General features: G+C 46.0%; 12 protein-coding genes. 6 read left to right on the top strand and 6 right to left on the bottom strand.

What is annotated here, in order from left to right; translation table 11 throughout:
- Window positions 1-259 precede the first annotated feature (259 nt).
- The 5 genes from ABR189_RS06335 to ABR189_RS06315 all read left to right on the top strand — a co-directional run bounded on the left by ABR189_RS06335 (window position 260) and on the right by ABR189_RS06315 (window position 10,297).
- Window positions 260-3,538 (top strand): TonB-dependent receptor, encoded by a 3,279-nt coding sequence (locus ABR189_RS06335; RefSeq protein ID WP_354659617.1) that lies wholly within the window; start codon window positions 260-262, stop codon window positions 3,536-3,538.
- 67 nt (window positions 3,539-3,605) lie between these two features.
- On the top strand, window positions 3,606-5,258 hold the full coding sequence (locus ABR189_RS06330) for a RagB/SusD family nutrient uptake outer membrane protein (protein ID WP_354659616.1): 1,653 nt from the start codon (window positions 3,606-3,608) through the stop codon (window positions 5,256-5,258).
- Window positions 5,259-5,349: 91 nt separating this feature from the next.
- Entirely contained in the window at window positions 5,350-7,038 is a 1,689-nt protein-coding gene (locus tag ABR189_RS06325) for a DUF4091 domain-containing protein (protein WP_354659615.1), read from the top strand.
- 72 nt (window positions 7,039-7,110) lie between these two features.
- On the top strand, window positions 7,111-9,723 hold the full coding sequence (locus ABR189_RS06320; RefSeq protein ID WP_354659614.1) for a right-handed parallel beta-helix repeat-containing protein: 2,613 nt from the start codon (window positions 7,111-7,113) through the stop codon (window positions 9,721-9,723).
- A 37-nt stretch (window positions 9,724-9,760) separates the two neighbouring features.
- Window positions 9,761-10,297: a hypothetical protein gene (locus ABR189_RS06315; protein ID WP_354659613.1), complete on the top strand. Its 537-nt coding sequence runs from the start codon at window positions 9,761-9,763 to the stop codon at window positions 10,295-10,297.
- Window positions 10,298-10,340: 43 nt separating this feature from the next.
- Here the strand turns inward: ABR189_RS06315 and ABR189_RS06310 are convergent, their stop codons facing one another.
- The 3 genes from ABR189_RS06310 to trxA all read right to left on the bottom strand — a co-directional run bounded on the left by ABR189_RS06310 (window position 10,341) and on the right by trxA (window position 11,869).
- On the bottom strand, window positions 10,341-10,970 hold the full coding sequence (locus ABR189_RS06310) for a hypothetical protein (RefSeq protein WP_354659612.1): 630 nt from the start codon (window positions 10,968-10,970) through the stop codon (window positions 10,341-10,343).
- Window positions 10,960-11,466, bottom strand: a complete 507-nt coding sequence (locus ABR189_RS06305) for an RNA polymerase sigma factor (RefSeq protein ID WP_354659611.1) — start codon at window positions 11,464-11,466, stop codon at window positions 10,960-10,962. Before ABR189_RS06305 ends, ABR189_RS06310 begins: the two co-directional genes overlap by 11 nt.
- 106 nt (window positions 11,467-11,572) lie before the next feature.
- Window positions 11,573-11,869 (bottom strand): thioredoxin, encoded by a 297-nt coding sequence (gene trxA, locus ABR189_RS06300; protein ID WP_354659610.1) that lies wholly within the window; start codon window positions 11,867-11,869, stop codon window positions 11,573-11,575.
- 220 nt (window positions 11,870-12,089) lie between these two features.
- On the opposite strand from trxA, the gene ABR189_RS06295 reads away from it, so the two are divergent.
- Window positions 12,090-14,477 (top strand): ABC transporter permease, encoded by a 2,388-nt coding sequence (locus tag ABR189_RS06295; RefSeq protein WP_354659609.1) that lies wholly within the window; start codon window positions 12,090-12,092, stop codon window positions 14,475-14,477.
- Between the two features lie 14 nt (window positions 14,478-14,491).
- On the opposite strand, the gene ABR189_RS06290 is transcribed toward ABR189_RS06295, so the two are convergent.
- From ABR189_RS06290 to ABR189_RS06280, 3 genes are all read right to left on the bottom strand, one after another.
- Complete coding sequence (locus ABR189_RS06290) at window positions 14,492-17,374, bottom strand: M1 family metallopeptidase (RefSeq protein ID WP_354659608.1); 2,883 nt, start codon at window positions 17,372-17,374, stop codon at window positions 14,492-14,494.
- An 81-nt stretch (window positions 17,375-17,455) separates the two neighbouring features.
- The gene (locus tag ABR189_RS06285; protein WP_354659607.1) at window positions 17,456-18,643 is read right to left on the bottom strand and encodes a helix-turn-helix domain-containing protein; all 1,188 of its coding nucleotides are present in this window, start codon (window positions 18,641-18,643) and stop codon (window positions 17,456-17,458) included.
- Between the two features lie 9 nt (window positions 18,644-18,652).
- Window positions 18,653-19,519 (bottom strand): 3-keto-disaccharide hydrolase, encoded by an 867-nt coding sequence (locus tag ABR189_RS06280; protein WP_354659606.1) that lies wholly within the window; start codon window positions 19,517-19,519, stop codon window positions 18,653-18,655.
- Window positions 19,520-19,552 lie beyond the last annotated feature (33 nt).

Here is a 19,552-nt window from a genome sequence, read left to right as displayed (position 1 = left end):
TCACCAGGGAATTGATGTAAATCCGTATAGCAACACGGCCATTTATAATGCAAATCAACCGCGTATGATCACATAAAACAATAATTCATGACCAATAAAAAACCGGGGTGCTGGCACACCACCGGTTAAAATCTGGTCTTCTTCTTTTCATCTGTGCAAGACTATTTTAAGAATTACCAAACACTGTAAAAGTATGCATTATAATTCTATTGCAAAAGCCCCGGGCATCCCCGGGCTATCAACCAAATTATGCCTGGTTATGAAAATGACGGCTTCCCTGCTCCTGATCACCTTTTTACATGTAAGTGCTACCAGCTTCTCTCAGCAGGTAGACCTTTCGCTGAAAAATGTGCCATTGCAAAAAGTGTTTGCTGCAATCATCAAAGAAGCAAACGTTAACATCATTTACAATGAAGGAATCCTGAAAGGCACCACACCCGTGAGTATCCATGTAAAAGATGCTTCTGTAAAACAGGTGCTGGACCTGTGCCTGGAGAACCAACCTGTGTATTATGTTATAGAAAATGATATTATTAAAATAAGGCCCCGGAAAGAAAAACTCCTGCCTGCGCCGATGCAGGCGGATACCTCTTCCGTAATTACAGGTACCATCAGCGGTCCCGATGGCACCGCGCTGCCAGGTGCCTCTGTACAGGTAAAAGAAACCGGTGCAGGTACCGCCACGGATGTCATGGGCTATTACTCCATCAAAGCAAAAAAAGGCCAGACACTTCTCATCCGCTTTATAGGATATGATAACAAAGAAGTAGAGATCGGATCAGAAAAAAAGATCAATATTTCCCTGACTGCGAATGCCGGCGGACTGAATGAAGTAGTGGTACTGGGCTTTGGACAAACACAGAAAAAAGTGGCACAAACCGGTGCCATCGCTTCTATAGGCACCAAGGAGCTGAAACAAAGCCCGGTGGCTAATATTACCAACGCCCTGGCAGGACGGTTACCTGGACTGATCGCCATACAACGCAGCGGTGAACCGGGATATGATCAATCCGACCTGCTGATGCGTGGCCGCGCTACTTTCAATGATGCTTCTCCGATCGTGACCATCGACGGTATCAAAAAAGATTATAGCGCCATCACCCTGCTCGATCCTAATGAAATCGAAAATATTACCATCCTGAAAGATGCTTCGGCTACGTCTTTGTATGGGGTAAAAGGCGCCAATGGTGTCATCATCATCACCACCCGCCGCGGTAAAGAAGGCAAACCGGCTATCAACGCCAGCGTACAACGCGCTATCCAGGCGCCGGTACGCCTGCCCAAATTCCTGAACTCCTTTGACCGGGCTACCCTGGCCAATGAAGCCTATAAAAATGATAACCCGGCAGGTACCCTTCCTCCTTTTTCACAGGAAGCACTGGATGCCTTCCGCACAGGTTCCGATCCGCTGAAATATCCGAACGTCAACTGGATGGAAGAACTGCTGAAACCCTCCAACCTTACCAGAGCCGACTTCAACATCTCCGGTGGCAGCCCCATGGTAAAGTATTTCGTGAACGTGGGATATGTACAACAGGATGGTATCTACAAAGCAGAAAAACAACCTAAATACAATCCTAATACACAATACAAACGTTACAACTTCCGCTCCAATGTTGACATCGATTTTGATAAAGACTTCTCCGTGGCATTGAACCTCTTTGGTGCTATTGAAAATGGTAATTATCCCAAGATGACAGCCGGTGAGTTATTTGATATGCTGCGGAAAGTAACTCCCAATGCCTTCCCGGTAAGATATCCTACCGGCCTGTATGGTGGTAATGTAAGTGCATTGAACCCTTTATACTGGCTCAACACAAAAGGTTATACGCAAAACTTTAACTCTTCTCTTTCCGGGATGTTATCGGCCACCCGTAAACTGGATTTTATCACCAAGGGCCTCTTCATCAAAGGCAACTATTCCTTTGATGGTTATTTTAAGAACAGCTTTTCCCGTACCCGCAATGAGCGCTTAGCTATTTATAAAGGCTCAGGCGATTATAATGACCCTAACAGCTATACTTACACCGGAGAAGACCTGCCGCTGTCAGCGCCATCTTCCAGCTTTAACCAGAACAGGGATATCTGGATGGACCTCTCCCTGAACTATCAGCGTACTTTTGGTGAACACAGCTTTTCCGGGTTATTGCTGGCCAACCGTACCCAGGAAGTACGGGGCGGCACCATACCTTACGTTTCCCAGGGGCTTGTGGGCAGAGTAGCCTATAGCTACAAGGATAAGTACTTTGCCGAATTCAATGCCGGTTTCAATGGTACTGATAACTTCGCGAAAGGAAAACGTTATGGTTTCTTCCCCGCATACTCCGCAGGATGGCTGATCAGCGAAGAACCTTTCCTGAAAGGCAGTAGCTTTGTTGACTTCCTGAAAGTCAGGGCTTCCTATGGTACCACGGGTAGCGACAAACTCTTTGGCAGAAGATGGCTCTTTATCTCTGAATACAACAGTAATTCCGGATATGACTATGGTGATCCGCTCACCTGGATGTCTGGGGTAACGGAAGGGGCAATGGCCAACCCGGACATCTCCTGGGAAATATCAAAGAAAATGAATGCTGGCCTGGAATTTAAAATACTTAAAAACCTCCTGGGCCTGAACGTGGATATATTCCGTGAAAAGAGAGATAATATCCTGATCACCCGCCGCTCTATCCCTTCTACCATTGGTGTATATCCTGATAATTTACCTCCGGTCAACTTCGGCTCGATAGAAAACAATGGCTACGAAATAGAACTTACGCATAATAACCAGGTAGGTAAAGTAACTTATTTTGTTCGTGCAAATATGTCCGTGGCCAAAAACAAGATCCTGTTTATGGATGAAGAGAACAAGCCCTACGATTACCAACGGCTTACCGGCCATCCTATCGGACAATTATTCGGACTTACTGCCATCGGTTTTTTTGCGGATGAGGAAGATATCAAAAACAGCCCTACACAATTTGGCAACCTCATCCCGGGAGATATCAAATACAAGGACCTGAATGGTGATAAAGTAATAGATGCCAATGATGAAGGCCCTATTGGTCATACAGAAGTACCTGAAATTTTCTACGGTATATCCGGAGGTGTTAACTGGAAGAACTTTGACCTCAGCTTTTTGTTCCAGGGTGCGGGTAATTTCAATGTCATGTTTAGCGACCAGGCTGCCTACGAATTTGTAGACAATGGCAACCTGATGCCGGAACACCTGGGCAGATGGACTCCTGCCACAGCCAATACGGCTACCTATCCGGTACTGCATCATGGCTTTAATGTTAACAATCACCGTCCCTCTACCTTCTTCATGAAAAATGCGGCCTATCTCCGCCTGAAGAACCTGGAGCTGGGATATACTTTTAAAAATGTTAAGCTCACTAAAAAAACAGGATTTGACCGGCTGCGGGTTTATGCAAACGGCATGAACCTCTATACCTGGGATAAAATAGGTGGTTCTTTTGACCCCGAAACACCCAGTGGACGTGGTAATAACTACCCACAGCAAAAGGTATATAACCTGGGGCTTTCTGTAGATTTTTAATCTTCAGCAACGGTTTTTAAAAGTGTACAATAATGCCTGAACTGAAACAGGAAAACTAAAAACGATCATGATGAAACTTAAAAATATATTTCCGGTAATCTGCCTCCTGGGTATGTTATTTAATACTGCCTGCAATAAATTAGATAGTTATCTGGACAAAGCTGAATCGGGAGGTATGTCGGAAGATGAAGTGTTTAAAAACTTCCGGCAAACCAAAGCATACCTCGCCAACATTTATGGCACCGGGCTTTTCATCGACTGGTACGGTGGTAATCAATGGGGCTTTTCTTTTGATGGGGCCACCGATGATGGTTATGGTGCTTATAAATACTGGCCTTGTCCCAAGTTTTTCTATGATGGTTCGCTGTCGCCTTCCAATAACCCGATGGATAAATGGGCTGACCTCTACTTCTCTATCAGGAAAACAAACATCTTCCTGGAAAAAATAGATGCCCTTCCTCTGGAACCTAATAATGCAGAGCAGGCACAGGAAAAACCCTGGATGAAAGGGGAAGCATTCTTTTTAAGAGCCTGGTTCTATGCCGAGCTGTATAAACGTTATGGGGCAGTGCCCTTGATCGATAAACCGCTACAGATCACTGACAACCTGAACACACCCAGGACCTCCGCAGATTCTGTAGTAGATTTTATCACCCAGTATTGCGATAGTGCGATTGCCTTGCTGCCACTTAAATACAGCCTGAAAGATCTGGGAAGGCCCACCAGAGGTGCTGCGAGAATGCTGAAAGCAAGAACATTGCTCTATGCTGCCAGTCCATGGCAAAATACCAGCAATGACAAGACCCGCTGGCAAAAAGCAGCCGATGCGGCTAAGGCGCTCATAGATGAAAAAATGTATGAACTGGATGCCAGCTACAAAGGGCTCTTTCATACCCGCAACTCTCCGGAAATCATCTTCCAGAGTAATGTCAATGACCAGAATCATCTCCATGACTATCTGATGCCTAGTCAGGCAGGCTTTAGTATCCTGCAACCTTTACAAGGTATCGTAGATGCCTACGAAATGAACAATGGCATGTCTATCAACACCCCCGGATCCGGATATGATCCGCAGGATCCCTACAAAAACCGGGACCCCAGGTTTGCGATGTCCATCATTTACAATGGCCGGAAATGGCGGGGCTTTACCATCGAAACCTTTGTGGGAGGCCTGGATGGCTTAAACAAAAACGGTGGTAGCGGGGAGTATACCCATACTGGTTATTACCTGGGTAAAACCCTGGATGAAACCGGCAGCCTTACCCCGGAATGGAGGCCTGGTAGCCATTACTACATTTTCATGCGCTTTGCAGAAGCGCTGCTGATCTATGCAGAAGCACAAAATGAAGCATCCGACAATCCCGACCAGAGCATCTATGATGCCATCAACCGTATCCGTGACCGCCAGGGCGTAAAGATGCCTCCCATCCCCCAAGGGCTTTCCAAAACCGAAATGCGGGAGTGCATCCGGCATGAAAGACGTATTGAACTGGCTTTCGAAAACCAACGCTTCTGGGACATCAGACGCTGGGGAATCACTACTACCGTGTTGCAGGAAGCCTGGGGTATGCGTATCACAAAGGATGCGAATGAAAATTTCACCTACAACAAGTTTATCATTGAAAGCCGTACCGGGTTGAAGAAAGCCTGGGATCGCTATCCTATTCCCCAATCAGAACTGAACAGGAATAGCGCATTGATACAAAATACCGGATACTAAACAGCTACCCTTACTATTAACGAATAAACGGATACCACCTGCCCTGTAAGGCAGGTACGGGTATCCTTTGCTTTCATCAAAATACATCCTCATGACACAACAGCCGCTGAATAATAACTCCAGAAGAACATTTCTTAAAACGATCTCCCTGCTGGGAGGCGGTATCCTCTGGGGTGGGCAAACCTTTTGCTCCCAGAGCGCTAAAAACAATACAGACTCAGGTATGCCAGACAACAAGGCGGATTATGTCATCTCTGCTATCAGTAGTTTGATCAGGGTAATGCCGGACGATAAACTACCAGCCAGTAATAAGATTGCCGTAGCATTGGCCGGTAACGAATACGAGAGTTTTCAGATTGTTATCCGTGCCCAACAGGATATCAGTCAGGTAAAAGTAGTGATGGAACCGCTGGTAAATGCGGCCAATACATTGCCTGAAATAAAATGGTACCAGGTGGGTTACGTAAAGATAGACACTTTCCAGGGTCACCCCACTCCGCTGATTGCCGCCAGCCAGCAACCAGGATGGTATCCTGACCCATTGCTGGAAAGGGAGAGCATTTCCCTCAGCGCCAACTGGTCGCACGCAATCTGGTGCAAAGTACATGCGCCTGCCGGCACACCACCTGGGGTATACAACAGCACCATTAATATTCATATAGGCAATAGGGTTGAAAAGATAAACGTAGCCGTAGAAGTATATGCGTTCAGTTTACCAGAGCGCCCTTCCCTTCCTACCCTTTTTCCAATGTCGCTCGACTGGGTGGCACAGGCCTATGGTACCCTCACTCCTGCTATGAAAAAGAAGTGGATGGACTTTGTAGCTGATTGCCGCCTTAGTCCTACAGAGATGTATATCAATCCTGCCGGGACCAATGGTGCGCGGGCCATTACGCCGGAAGAATACCTTCCGTTTAACGAGCGGATGAATGGTTTTGCTATCTACCCTGTCACCACTTCCTGGCAGGACAGAGACCTGGATGCCAGTGTATTGATAGAAAGGTTTGAAAGCAACCGCCCTTACATAGACCGTCTTATTGCCAATGGTACCGCTGCCAAAGGCAATGGTGTGTTTTATGGTTTTGATGAATGTGAGCCAGCTCATTTTGAAACCATGAAAAAAGTATTTGCCCATGTAAAGCAAGTATATCCGGATATCCCTGTTGCCACCACCTCCATGCATATCAAATCCTATGAACAAATGGAAGCGATGCACATTGATATTCTTATCCTTCACATCTTTGAAGATATCTACAACAACAACTTTGCCGATAAGATCAGGCAAAAGGGCAAAAAAGTATGGGCTTATATCTCCCTGCAACCTTATGCGCCTATGCCCAACTGGCGGATAGAAAATAACCCGATAGAAGCCAGGATACTCCTGAGCGCGATGGCTTACCATGAACGGTATGACGGCTTTCTGTACTGGAGCCTAACCCAATACAATAAGAGAAATGAGAAAATGCCGGCGCCTATAAAAGGTAATGATCCTGTTACCATTGAATGGTCTGTTACTACTCCTACAGAGGAATACAAATGGCTGCACGGAGATGGCATCCTGCTTTACCCGGGAATAAACGGCCCCATCGGTAGTATCCGGCTGGAAAACATCCGGGAAGGGTTGGAAGACTACGAATATTACCAACTGTTATCACAAAAGAAAGGACCTGCGGCAGCCATGAGCGCCGCAGGGCAACTTGTTACGTCCGCCAGGCAGTATGAACAGGATCCGCAGCAGCTTTACAAAGTCAGAGCACAAATAGCTGCTGCGATCGGATAAAGATTGGACCAACACCATCAGCACAACCATTACGGATAGATAGTATCACTTCATCTCTGCAAACTTAATGCTATGAAACTATTATGCTGTTTATTGCTGACGATCATCTATCACCCTGTCTTTTGCCAGAGTAGCTGGTATGTAGCTACTACTGGCAATGACAGTAATCCCGGCACCTTTGCACAACCCTGGAAAACCATCCAAAAAGCAGCCGACAATGCCACGCCGGGAAGTACCGTTTATATTTCAGGTGGCACTTACATTGAAAATGTAGTCATGAATGTTTCCGGTACTCCCGGAGCATATATTGTATTCCGTAATTATGACGCTACCCCTGTGATCATCAGTGGTAATCACCAACCTGCCAAACTGATGACCCTCAATGGTGTTTCCTATGTTGAAATACGGGGATTGCATTTCAGGGATTGCCTCGGCTCCGTATCGGCAGGGATCATGGTACTGTCCGGTGGATGGCGGGGGCCTTCGCACCACATCCGTATTATCGGAAATACCATTAAAAATCTCTATGCCAGTGCAGATACCACTACCTATGCCCCTAATATTTATGCAGGCGGCATCTCTGTAGCAGGTTATGACCCGGTAGATCCTATCAGACATCTCCTGATAGACAGTAACCTGGTAGCGGATTGCCGCACCGGGTGGACAGAAGCAATGGGTATCACTGGTTATGTAGATAGCTTCACTGTTTCCAATAATACTATTACCAATACCGGCAACATTGGGATCGATGCTTCCGGCCATTGGGGCATCTCCAGTGATCCGGCCACAGACTTTCCGAGAAATGGCCTCATCACCGGCAATCATGTTTCCAAATGTAAAAGCCTGATAGAAGGAGGCACCGGCATTTACCTGGATGGCAGCTCCAATATCATCATAGAACGGAACATCGTCCACGAAAACGTAATAGGAATTGCTGTGGGCGGAGAAACACCTAACTATACCGTACGTAATAACATCGTCAGAAATAATGTCAGTTACGGGAATGAAGGCTGCGGTATTGGTATCATGGGCTGGTCGCCGGAAAACAGGGCAGTCGAAAATTGTACCATCATCAATAATACCACCTATGCCAATGCACAAAACCCTGCCCTCCAATACCTCGGAGAAATTGCCGTGATTTATTCCCACAACACCGTGGTAAAAAACAATATCAGCTTTGCTTCCAACCCTGCCTCTAAAGTACTGTTTGTAAGTGACAACCCCGTCAATCTCCAGCTCTCCTACAACACCTATTATGCTGCTGCCACACCAGCCTACTTTGACTGGAAAGGTACGCTGTACAATGGGTTTAGTGCCTATCAGACTGGAAGTAGTAATGACACTTATTCCACATTTGGGGACCCTATGTTTGCCAATGCCGGTAGCTTTGACTTTCACTTGCAGAACGGATCAGGCTGTATCGATGCAGGAGATCCTGCTTATAGTCCGCCGCCTGAAATAAAAGACAAAGATGGTGCCGATAGAAAAAAAGGAGCTAATGTAGACAGAGGGGCCTTTGAATACGATCCAGGGCCTCCGGCTATCCCTGAAGCCTGGCGGCTGATCAACAATGGTGTAATGGTCAACAATGGCACTACACTTCATGCAGGGCCAGCTGCGCAGACATTTATTAATCATGGTACCTACGAAGCTGGCAATGGAAAGGATTACTTTATCGGACTGCGGGGCGCAGCCAGTGAGCAGGAAATAGCGGGTACTCAAAAGCCGGCTTTTGGAGAATTATACTTCAACAATGGTACCACCAGTAGTTGTTTTATTACGAATGAACAGGGTATTTCAGTCAGCCAAAAACTGGTATTGAATAACGGTATTACCCATACGCTCCGCCCCCTGCATAAAAATGGTGCAGTATCCCTGTTAAATGGCGCAGTCATCACAGGCGCTACCAGCAATAACCGTCACATCAACGGCTACCTTCATAAACTGGGCAACGAAGCCTTTTCCTTTCCTGTTGGCTCAGGCTCGAGGTTGCGCACCTTAACAGTCAGTGCACCCAATAATGCCAATACCGGAATAGCAGTGGCCTGGATAACAGGAGAACCGGCTGCCACGATCGATCCCTCTGACCAAACAACACATCCTACGGATAGCGCCTTCCTGCAAAGTGGTATCGAAGCGATCAGTACTACCGGCTACTGGGACTGGATCTGCACTGCGGTGCATACCAACACACTCAATGTAAGCGTATCTATTCCAGATCTTACGGGATTTGCCACAGCAGGCCAGCTCCGGCTGGCAGGCTGGAATGGGCAAATATGGATCACCTTAAGTGATACGGCTACCGCCACCGGAAATACGGAAGGCAGCATCCTCAAAGGTGTGATATCACCTGATCATCCCGTATCTGCTTTAGCGATTGCTAAAATAGCCACCGGAATACCTGGTGAACAACTGATGTGGACCAAAACAGGACTTACAACGCCGTCGGCTATCCATATCAATGTATTCCCTAACCCAGCTACCGGAGAAATCCAGGTGAAAGGTATACCGCCCAAAACCGTAGTAAAGATATTTGACATACAAGGCAGGCTCATTGATCAGAAAGTCCCGGCGCATGACACCGTACGCTTTACACTCAAGCAACTGGCTGCTGGCACTTACATCCTCCGCCTAGAAGACGCTTCCGGAAAATTGATCTCCGGCAGCAAATTCATCAAACAATAGTTATCACTTATTGTCCATCTTCGAAAAACTAAAAAAAATGAGATACTTTATTATCCTGCTCACTACCATATTACTGACTAATTACAGCTATGCACAAACGAAGATCGGGGCTACCGGTACACCAACAGCCACACTGGATGTACAAAACGGAGGCGGGAGTTTTGACGTCTGGAACGGTATGCCTATAGCTAAACTGAATAAGGTTAAAATGTTTGTCAACAGCGAAGATTTTAATAACCTTTCCACTACTGCAGTAAACCTTAACAATGGTAATAGCCTGGGCTCATCAGGAATTGTTGACTTTTTCCTCCAGGCACCGACCAGCAATGGTACCAGTACTACGTTCACGATCTACACAGGATTTCAGAGCCAGGTAGCATTTTCTTATAAAGTAGTGGGCGGAGCAGGTGCTACCATTACACAAAGCGGCACCGTTTTCACGATCAATATTACCAACGGGCCGGTATATCTGCTCAGTTTTGGTGGGGGTAATGGTACCGCTACGATCAAAACCCAGTCGGGTACGGTATCCGGCAAAACTACTATTGCTTACTTTGTAAGGGCTTTTGAATAACGTATTCATCACGGGCATAACCAGGCTTTCCACCAAGGCCTGGTTATGCTTCGTTTTCCAGTTCGTGTACCACCGTTTTAAGTGCGGCAATATATTTGCCATACCGCAGATGAATATGCAGGTTGATACAAACATGCGTAATGGCCAGGGAGAAAAAAAGCGTAACTATCCCCCATAATACCACTACCGGTGTAACCGAAAAACCAACTGTCAGCAGGTGCAGGAGATAGTCTGCCAGCCCCTTCCCACCCAGGATTGTAATGACGATGATAATGGTCAATGGGATGATACAGAAATTATATGTTTTATAGACCTCCGTATTAAGTTCCAGCTCATATACTACTTTCCTGACGCTCTCCCGCATATTAAAATCGTACCGGCTCATCGTGCGGTAAAAAAGATAAAAGCGGAAGAAATAATACCCGTTCTGTAACAATAATATAAACAATGCAGCTCCTCCTGCGATCAGGAATAAAGGCGCCTGGGAACGGCTGAGCAAGAGGAAGCCCATGATAACGTAGCCGATTAGGGTAATAAAAAACTCCCATCTCATGTTACCTCTTATCCTGTTAATGGCAGAAGATGTTTGCCCCTGCAATGCAGCGCTTACCGGTAAAGTCATATCTGGCGGGACATCTTTACCCCAGGCATCTTTTAACTCATCAAGATTCATAACCCATTGTTTTAATCAGCTCTTTTATTTTGTTTTTAATCCGGTTGAGCCGGACCCGGGCATTTACAGGAGTAATTCCCATGTTAGCCGCGATCTCTTCGTAGGTCTGGTTCTCCATATACAGGAATACCAATGCTTTTTCCACCTGGCTTAATTGTTTAACAGCCTTATAAAACAAGGCAAGCTGCTGTTCTGTTTCCCCATTATACTGCGGAGGAGCCGGTTGTTCATTATCCAGGGGAAGCATCACGGTATCCGGCCTTCGTTTTTCCTTTTTAAAAAACACAATCGCTGTATTTAATGCTACCCTGTACATCCACGTGCTAAACTGGCTATCTCCCCTGAACGTATCAAAAGACGCCCACAGCTGCAAAATCATTTCCTGCAGCAGGTCATTGCGTGCTTCCGCATCTTCTTCATAGATCCGGCAAATCTTAAACAGCACACCTTTATGCGCTTCCAGCAACTGTAAAAAACGGGCTTCTTTACTAGACAAAGTGATGCGTCATTGGTTAAATGAATGATTCCTGTCAGGTAAGTATCACTTTTGGGATTTTGTTACAAACAATCTTCACTTTTTTTTGAACGGGAAATGGAATACCCTAGCTGTTGGCTTCCATTGTTCTCAGCAAACTGGGTTTATCGATCATACCGGCATGGCGCCATAACACCTGCCCTTTTTTAAAGATGATAAAAGTGGGTACTGCTGTAACATTAAAATGCCGGGCAGCGTCCTGATTCTTATCTATATTAACTTTTACCACTCTTCCCCTCCCCTCCATGGCCCTGGCTACCTCCTGGATAATAGGGCCCATAGCCTTGCAGGGTTGGCACCAATCTGCATAAAAGTCGACCAATACCGGTGTTTCTGACTGAATAAGATCATTAAATGCGCCCATAGGAATATCGTTTTGCTGTAATATAAATCATGGAATCTGCTACAAATATACACCCGATATCCCAGCCCAGCAATTACAACCAACTGTACCAAAAGCGGACAACCATATATTAAAACCGAACAATCTGACCCGCCAGTAAATAAGTAACTCATTTATTTTCAATACTCCACGAAACAGGCATTATATTAGACAAAGGATTGGCATTAGGATCCATACCGTTATGCTAAAAGTTCATATTACTATTGCCTGGAGAAATATCCTGAAAAGCAAACTGCATGCTTTTATCAATATTGCCGGGCTGGCAATGGGGATGATGGTAGCCATACTCATTGGCCTGTGGATATGGGACGAGCTCACATTCAACCAATATCATAAAAACTATTCCCACATTGCCCAGGTGATGTACCATGCTTCTTACAATGGTACTACAGACACCCGCGAAGCGGTACCCATTCCACTGGGTAGGGAACTACGCAGCAGGTATAGCGGAGCATTCAAACATATTGTCCTGTCAGCTTATACCAGCAACCGGGTACTTACCCATGGCGATAAAAAGATCATTAAAACCGGGACCTTCATGGAAGCCGGTGCTCCTGAAATGCTGACGCTTCATATGCAGCAAGGTAGCTGGGATGGCCTGAAAGACCCCAACAATATTATGCTGTCGGTATCTGCGGCGAAAGCGCTATTTGGGGATGTAGATCCACTGAACCAGTTACTGAAGATGGATACTATCACCTTGAATGTGACCGGCGTATATGACGACCTTCCACTGAACTCACAATTCCATGAGCTGCATTTCCTCGCACCCTGGGAGCTATATATCGCCTCCGGTGAAGATATCCGGCAAAAACAGGACGCATGGAATATAAATTCCACAACACTTTATGTAGAGCTGATGCCACAGGCAGACATCGAAAAAGTAAGCCGGATGATTGCCCCTCTCAAACGGGATCATATCAGTAAAGAAGATGCAGCTGTGTTTAATCCCAGGTTGTTCTTACACCCGATGAGCCAGTGGCATTTACATTCCACCTGGAAAAATGGGGTTCCTACAAATGCACGCATACAATTTGTCTGGCTGTTTGCCACTATCGGGGCCTTTGTACTGATGCTGGCCTGTATTAATTTTATGAACCTCAGCACGGCACGTTCTGAAAAACGTGCTAAAGAGGTAGGTATCCGCAAAACAATAGGTTCCAGGAAAGGACAACTGATCGGACAGTTCCTAACTGAATCTGTACTGGTCACACTCTTCGCCTTTATACTGGCAATCTTACTGGCACAGCTTGTATTACCTTTCTTCAATGACATCGCTGATAAAAAGATCAGCATACTTTGGACGAATCCGTTATTCTGGGCAATCGGTTTAGGATGCAGTCTGCTAACCGGATTAGTTGCAGGCAGTTATCCTGCATTTTATCTGTCCTCATTCCAACCGTTACAAGTACTTAAAGGAACTTTTCACCTGGGGCGCTTTGCAGCGCTACCCCGCAAAGTCCTGGTTGTTATACAGTTTACTGTAGCAGTCACATTGATGACTGGCACTCTCATTGTTTACCATCAGATACAATTTGCAAAAGACCGGCCCATAGGCTATAACCGCGATGGACTGATAACTGTCCGCATGTCTCCATCCGATATCAAAGCGCACTATGATGCTTTAAAAAATGACCTTCTGAGCACAGAGGCAGCCGTAAGTATGACGGCCTCTCAGGGACCTACTACCGACACCTGGGATGCACGGGGTGGTTTTCAGTGGACCGGTAAACCTCCTCACCTGCAGGACGAGTTTGTCACGGTGGCTGTAACGCATGACTATGGTAAAACGCTGGGCTGGAAGTTCTCCCAGGGCCGGGACTTTTCCAATGGCTACCCTACAGATCTCTCCTCGGGAGTCATTTTAAATGAAACGGCTGCAAAGTTCATGCAACTGAAAAACCCTATCGGCCAAATCATTACCTGGGGTAGTGCAAAACTGCATGTAATAGGCATTGTAAAAGATATGGTCATGAACTCTCCTTATGACCCTGTTAAACCGACAATCTACTATTTGAGTTACGATAATCCCAACTTCGTCATCCTGAAGATAAACCCTGCCCAGAATGCGCATGCTGCATTGGAAAAAATAGCAGGTGTGTTTGAAAAACATAACCCGGCGGTGCCTTTTAGTTTCAAATTTGTAAGTGATGAATATGCCCGCAAATTTGCTATTGAAGAACGGGTAGGTAAACTGGCTGGCAGCTTCGCCCTCTTAACCATCATTATCAGTTGCCTGGGGTTATTCGGCCTGGCCTCTTTTGTAGCACAACAACGCACGAAGGAAATCGGCATCCGGAAAGTACTGGGCGCATCCATATTTGGGCTCTGGCGCATGCTGTCTAAAGAATTTTTTGTACTGGTAAGCATTGCCTGTCTGATTGCCATACCACTGACCTGGCATTTCCTGGAGCAATGGTTGCAGCAATACGAATATCGTACCGGGATCTCCCTATGGTTCTTCCTGGTAGCCGGAATAAGTGCCTTATGTATCACTTTGCTGACGGTTAGCTATCAGACAATAAAGGCTGCTTTAATGAATCCGGTAAAGAGTTTGAAGGCGGAGTAGCTGCGGGCTATTAGCTAAAATCCAACAGCTAATAACTCAAAATACATTCCTTCTTCGTCCACTTCGAAATCGTCCAGATTCATTTTCTTCAGCGTTTTTGTTTGCCAGGTAGTAGTAGGATAAATAAAAGTGTACTTGTTGGCGGAGGTAGTAATTTTTACCGGCATACGGAAATCTTTTACATCAGCCTGCCAGCGGTATTTTATCACCAGGTCATTTCCTATTTCTTTTCGGGCAAGCTCCAGCTTGGGGATCGTGGTATATTTAAGGTATTGCTCAAAAAAATACCGGTAGTCGGTATGTGTGCGCTGACAAATAAAGTCTACCAGCTCATCGGAAGAAAGCGTTTTATACCGGAAGAACTGCTGGATATCATGTAATAACCGGAACCAGGAGCTGTCATTGTTTAGTATATTACGGAAAGTATGTAGTATCACGATCCCTTTATTATACATATCTCCGGTATCATAAAAAATATGGTTTACGTCATATACGCCGATGACAGGTTCTTTATTGGAGATCCCGGCTCTTTGTTCCGTAATATAGTCCTGTGCATCGGATTCCCCTTCAGTGCAGGCAATCATCAATGCTTCTGCATAGGTAGCAAATGCTTCATGTATCCACATATCTGCCAGGTCTTTACAGCTGATGGCATTGCCCCACCATTCATGCGCAGACTCATGCCATAACAGGCGATTGGGGCCAACTGCATTTTCGGCTGTGATCCTCCCGATACAGACCCCACTTTGATGCTCCATAGGATATAAGCTCTCTACCAGCGTAAAGCCATCGCGGGGGAAAGGATATTTACCAAAACTCTTTTCAAAACATTGCAGCATGGGCTTTACCTGCTGGAACATATTCCTGGCCCGCTCCAGGTTATAAGGCATCATATAGTAGTCAATAGTGAGTGTATCATCTGTGATGTAATAGTCGCGATAATGAGTATGCTTACCGATATTGAAGGTAACATTGTAGTTGTTGATAGGATAACTCACCAGCCACTCGTACCGGGTTTTCCCATGCCCGACAGGCGTTTTACGGATCAGCCTGCCGTTGGATATTTCGGTAAATCCTTCCGGTACGGTAATCCATATACGCATACTGTCCGGTTCATCCGACAGGTGATCTTTATTGGGCCACCACAGGCTGGCACCCGATCCCTGGCATACCACCTGTGCCCAGGGATTCCCTGCTGCGTCTTTATCCCACAGTATACCCCCATTCATAGGTATTTTAAAATCCGGTACCTGCGGGACGCCTGCATAGTAGATCCTGATCTCCTGCTCACTCCCCACAGGCTGTAGCTGAGGAAAGCGGACAAACACAGCTGCTGCTTCCCGGGTATAAGCTAGTGGCTGCCCCCGGTAAAGGATACTATCGATTTTCATATTTGCATACAAGTCTACCTGCATTACCGCAAAGGGGGATACCACTTTAAAACGCATCAGGTTATTGCCTTGTATAGTGCGGGCATCCATGTTCACGCTTACATCGAGGTGGTAGTACGTGACATCATAACAGGAACGTAGCGGTGATAACTGTCCTCTCAGGGTGTCCGCATGGGTAAACCCGTTTTGCCGGTTCGATACCCGGGTAACCGGCACCGGAGTTACTGTAACAGTGGTATCTGGCCGCTGTTGGCGCAATGAATCCGGAATGACGGGTTTCAGGATATTATAGTTTTCCCAGAAACTGTCATCGGCCTCATTTCCGATAACACTACTCATTGCTGCGTTGCTGTTCAGGATATTACCCGCTGTAAAACGTTGTACACTGTCTTTGCTGATATCCGTTACTACCAGGTCCATATCTGCCCTCCAGGAACGATGATCGATCCCTCTCTTTGGACTGTTCAACGCTGCTTCAAAACTGCGTTGTATGGTGTGCAGATACCACTTCCCCTGGTAATATTTATAGCCTATCGCTACTTTTACCTGCGTGAAATCAAAAGTAGCCTTCACCACTTTGCTCATTATGGTATATCCAAACCCACCTTTCCCATGCCTGTTTACATACTTTACGCCTGCCGGACTTAAATCCCATTTGAATTTAACAATAGCCAATGAAGCCTCATCAATATAGAGCTGCGCGTTCAACAGCCCCTTTTTCGATTTTTGCTTCGGGAAAATTTCCAATACCAGCAGGTGCCGGTCGCCTTCCCGGATCGTTTCCTGGTATACACAGTCATAATACCTGTAATTCTCCGGGTTAAATACACTTCGCGGAGCCTTTATATTTTTTAAAGGTTCTTCCCCCAATGTGCTTTTGGCCGTATTACTGATGTTACTGATAAAACCAAAGAACTGGGGATCCCAATGATGTTTGATCTCCTTTTTTCGTCCTTTCAATATCCTGATCTGATCCTGCCGGGCCTCGTCTGTATAAAATGTTTTGATGATCTCCAGCACAGATTCATTAAAATTCAGCTCCTGGTCCTCCAGCCAGAGGTGTTCACGGTAAAAAGCGGTGAGTCGCACCGCAGCGGTGTCATAATTGTCCGGTATGCTGGCCATAGCTGCTTTCAGGATATCCCATCCGCTACGTACTTTTACAGCTACTTCCTTTAGCTCCAGTACCGCCGGGGTAAGCAGGATATCCTGGTCTGTAAAGCCAGCAGCAGGAATAGGTAATGTGCTACGCTGATATCCCATACAGGATATCACCACACTATCCGGCAGGTACTGAGTGGGTATCTTTAAAATAAATTCACCGGCAGTATTGGAGATGGTACCGGTACCTTTGGACTTTAACTGGATGTTGGCATATGGAATAGGGATACCGGTCTGGGCATTTACAATTTTACCGGAAAGCGCAAGAAATAGATCCTGGGCGATCCCCTCTATAGGAAGCAGGAAAAATACGATGATCAAACAAACGGGCTGAAGAATCTTCATTGCTTTTTTTAGCAGCAAATCACCGTTTTTCCCGGCAGCCTATCTACTCATATCCGGATTTGAGCACTATTTACTGGTATTTTAGCCGGATTTAATCCGTTTTTTCAATTCCATCGCCAGGTATTCCCGGGGCGACACCCCCATTTCGTTTTTGAAGGCACGTTGAAAAGTAGCCTGCGAATTAAACCCGGAATCATAAGCCACCCCTAAAATAGTGAGATGTTCCTGTCGGGGATCACAGATCTTTTGTTTGAAGTACCCAATCCGGTAGGCGTTCACAAATTCATTAAAACTTTTGTTCAGATGCTGGTTTAATACGGCAGAGATTGTTTTCTGAGGGATACCGGTATGCTGCACCAGCAATGCCAGGTTCAGGTTGGGATCAAGATAAAGCCGGTCTTCTTCCATTGCTTTGATCAGGACAGGTACCGTTTCTGCAATGGTATCTTCCGGCAATGCCATCGGAGCTGGTGCTGCTTTCTGAGCCTTTACTTCCTGGCGGAGCAAAGACATTAGTTCCATTTGCGGGATCATCAGGTAGCCTTTCATCCCCAGCCAGTAAATTAAAACCACCATCGGGATGTAAATTGGATACCAGTCTACCAGGTCCAGCAGCGCATTTGAATACCGGGGGATAATATACGGGATCAGGTATATCAGCCAGATGGCCTGAAAGATGGTAAGCCCTTTAAGCATCTGCCAGGGCCAGGTATAATAAGGTGCCTCCACCGGTGCTTCATTACTGGCCTTTAATCGGGTGAGATACCTGGCCGATAACCACACATAGGTAGTAACAGACACCCATCTCGGAATATCTGAATAAACATTGTAAGTATCAATAAATAGTCCCCAGGGTTGCGGTTTATTAGGTAACAGCCCGGTAAGTACGCCCACAATAAAGATAGCTGCCGCCAGCTGAGCACCCAGATCTATGATAACCGGGTAAAAATGAATACGATCCTTTCGTTGCAGGCTAAAAGCAGGATCTGTGCAGGATTTTACATAAAAGTAGATCAACGGCCCTATGGGCATTATAATCACCAGCGGGATTACACTGAAGATCAGGTTCACCCAGCGATTTATCTGGAACCAGTTGGTATTACCAAGGTACAGGTTCATACAGGCCAATGTCAGGAAAAAGATGATCCCGGCCAGCAGACGCTTGGATAATGACCGCTTTTTAGCATAAAAAAGCAATCCGCTGATGATGAATCCCTGAATGGTTCCCAATAAAAGAACAACATTTAAAAAACCTGCTATAAATTTCATCAGACAACATTATGGTCGCTTAACAGGTACTCCACGCTTATTTCCGGACAAATCCAACAGCTCAATTCTTCTGAAATCAATAGGCTGCCCCTCGCTCTGCAATGCAATATATCCTTCTGTCAATAACTTACCATCTATTTTAATGGCGGGATCATAACGGTTCACCACCCCTCCGCCAATCTGAGGCTTGGAATACTGTAATACCGTATCACCATTAATAATGTGTGTGATGAGAGAATCCCCCAATACAATCAATTCTCCATGTACCCATTGCTCTCCTTCATAGGTTTGGGAGGAGGATTCCAGACAATGCTGGGGCTCCAGCCTGCCTTTATACACTACATTGGTACCTGGTGAACACATATTACCGGTAGGGCGAGGTTGGCCATCTCCCAACCCAGCGAGTAACTGCATCTCTACAGAAATAGGCCAGTCCTGCTCCTTTGGCATCGTACGCGGGTCCTGGGAATGAAACATCACGCCACTGTTCAGAATAGTATACCCCGGTGCCGTAGTGCACCACTTTCCTACAAACCGGTACTCAAATTTTAAATGATAATGGGAATAAGGTTGCTTATAATATAAATGGCCATACTGTTCATTAAAATCACCGTACTGGTCGTACCGTATTTTAATAATGCTGTCTTCCACCCGGAAAGTATTACCGAAGTTCTCCCCCACCTCATGATGGTGGATTTTCACCATCCAGTCATTAATATCCTTGCCATTAAAGAGCGGAATCCACTCCGGCTTTTTAGCAGTATTGGAAGCACCGGAGGTGCCGGAGGCACTGGAACAGGCACTCAGGGCACAGGCACATACCAGCATGGTCAACAAACTCATCATCAGTTTACCCGGAAAAAAAATACTTGTCATATGGTCATTTCAGTTGTGGGAATAAATCAGTTT

Source organism: Chitinophaga sp. H8, from assembly GCF_040567655.1.
GTDB classification, from domain to species: Bacteria; Bacteroidota; Bacteroidia; order Chitinophagales; family Chitinophagaceae; genus Chitinophaga; species Chitinophaga defluvii.
Note: the sequence above shows the minus strand (reverse complement) of the source record. Positions and strands in the feature narration are given on the sequence as shown.

What these genes read in the sequence shown, in the direction of transcription:
- ABR189_RS06310 (WP_354659612.1), bottom strand. Translation starts at nt 10,970, where the DNA reads ATGAATCTTGATGAGTTAAAAGATGCCTGGGGTAAAGATGTCCCGCCA.
- ABR189_RS06315 (WP_354659613.1), top strand. Translation starts at nt 9,761, where the DNA reads ATGAGATACTTTATTATCCTGCTCACTACCATATTACTGACTAATTAC.
- trxA (WP_354659610.1), bottom strand. Translation starts at nt 11,869, where the DNA reads ATGGGCGCATTTAATGATCTTATTCAGTCAGAAACACCGGTATTGGTC.
- ABR189_RS06330 (WP_354659616.1), top strand. Translation starts at nt 3,606, where the DNA reads ATGATGAAACTTAAAAATATATTTCCGGTAATCTGCCTCCTGGGTATG.
- ABR189_RS06320 (WP_354659614.1), top strand. Translation starts at nt 7,111, where the DNA reads ATGAAACTATTATGCTGTTTATTGCTGACGATCATCTATCACCCTGTC.
- ABR189_RS06280 (WP_354659606.1), bottom strand. Translation starts at nt 19,519, where the DNA reads ATGACAAGTATTTTTTTTCCGGGTAAACTGATGATGAGTTTGTTGACC.
- ABR189_RS06295 (WP_354659609.1), top strand. Translation starts at nt 12,090, where the DNA reads ATGCTAAAAGTTCATATTACTATTGCCTGGAGAAATATCCTGAAAAGC.
- ABR189_RS06325 (WP_354659615.1), top strand. Translation starts at nt 5,350, where the DNA reads ATGACACAACAGCCGCTGAATAATAACTCCAGAAGAACATTTCTTAAA.
- ABR189_RS06285 (WP_354659607.1), bottom strand. Translation starts at nt 18,643, where the DNA reads ATGAAATTTATAGCAGGTTTTTTAAATGTTGTTCTTTTATTGGGAACC.
- ABR189_RS06335 (WP_354659617.1), top strand. Translation starts at nt 260, where the DNA reads ATGAAAATGACGGCTTCCCTGCTCCTGATCACCTTTTTACATGTAAGT.
- ABR189_RS06290 (WP_354659608.1), bottom strand. Translation starts at nt 17,374, where the DNA reads ATGAAGATTCTTCAGCCCGTTTGTTTGATCATCGTATTTTTCCTGCTT.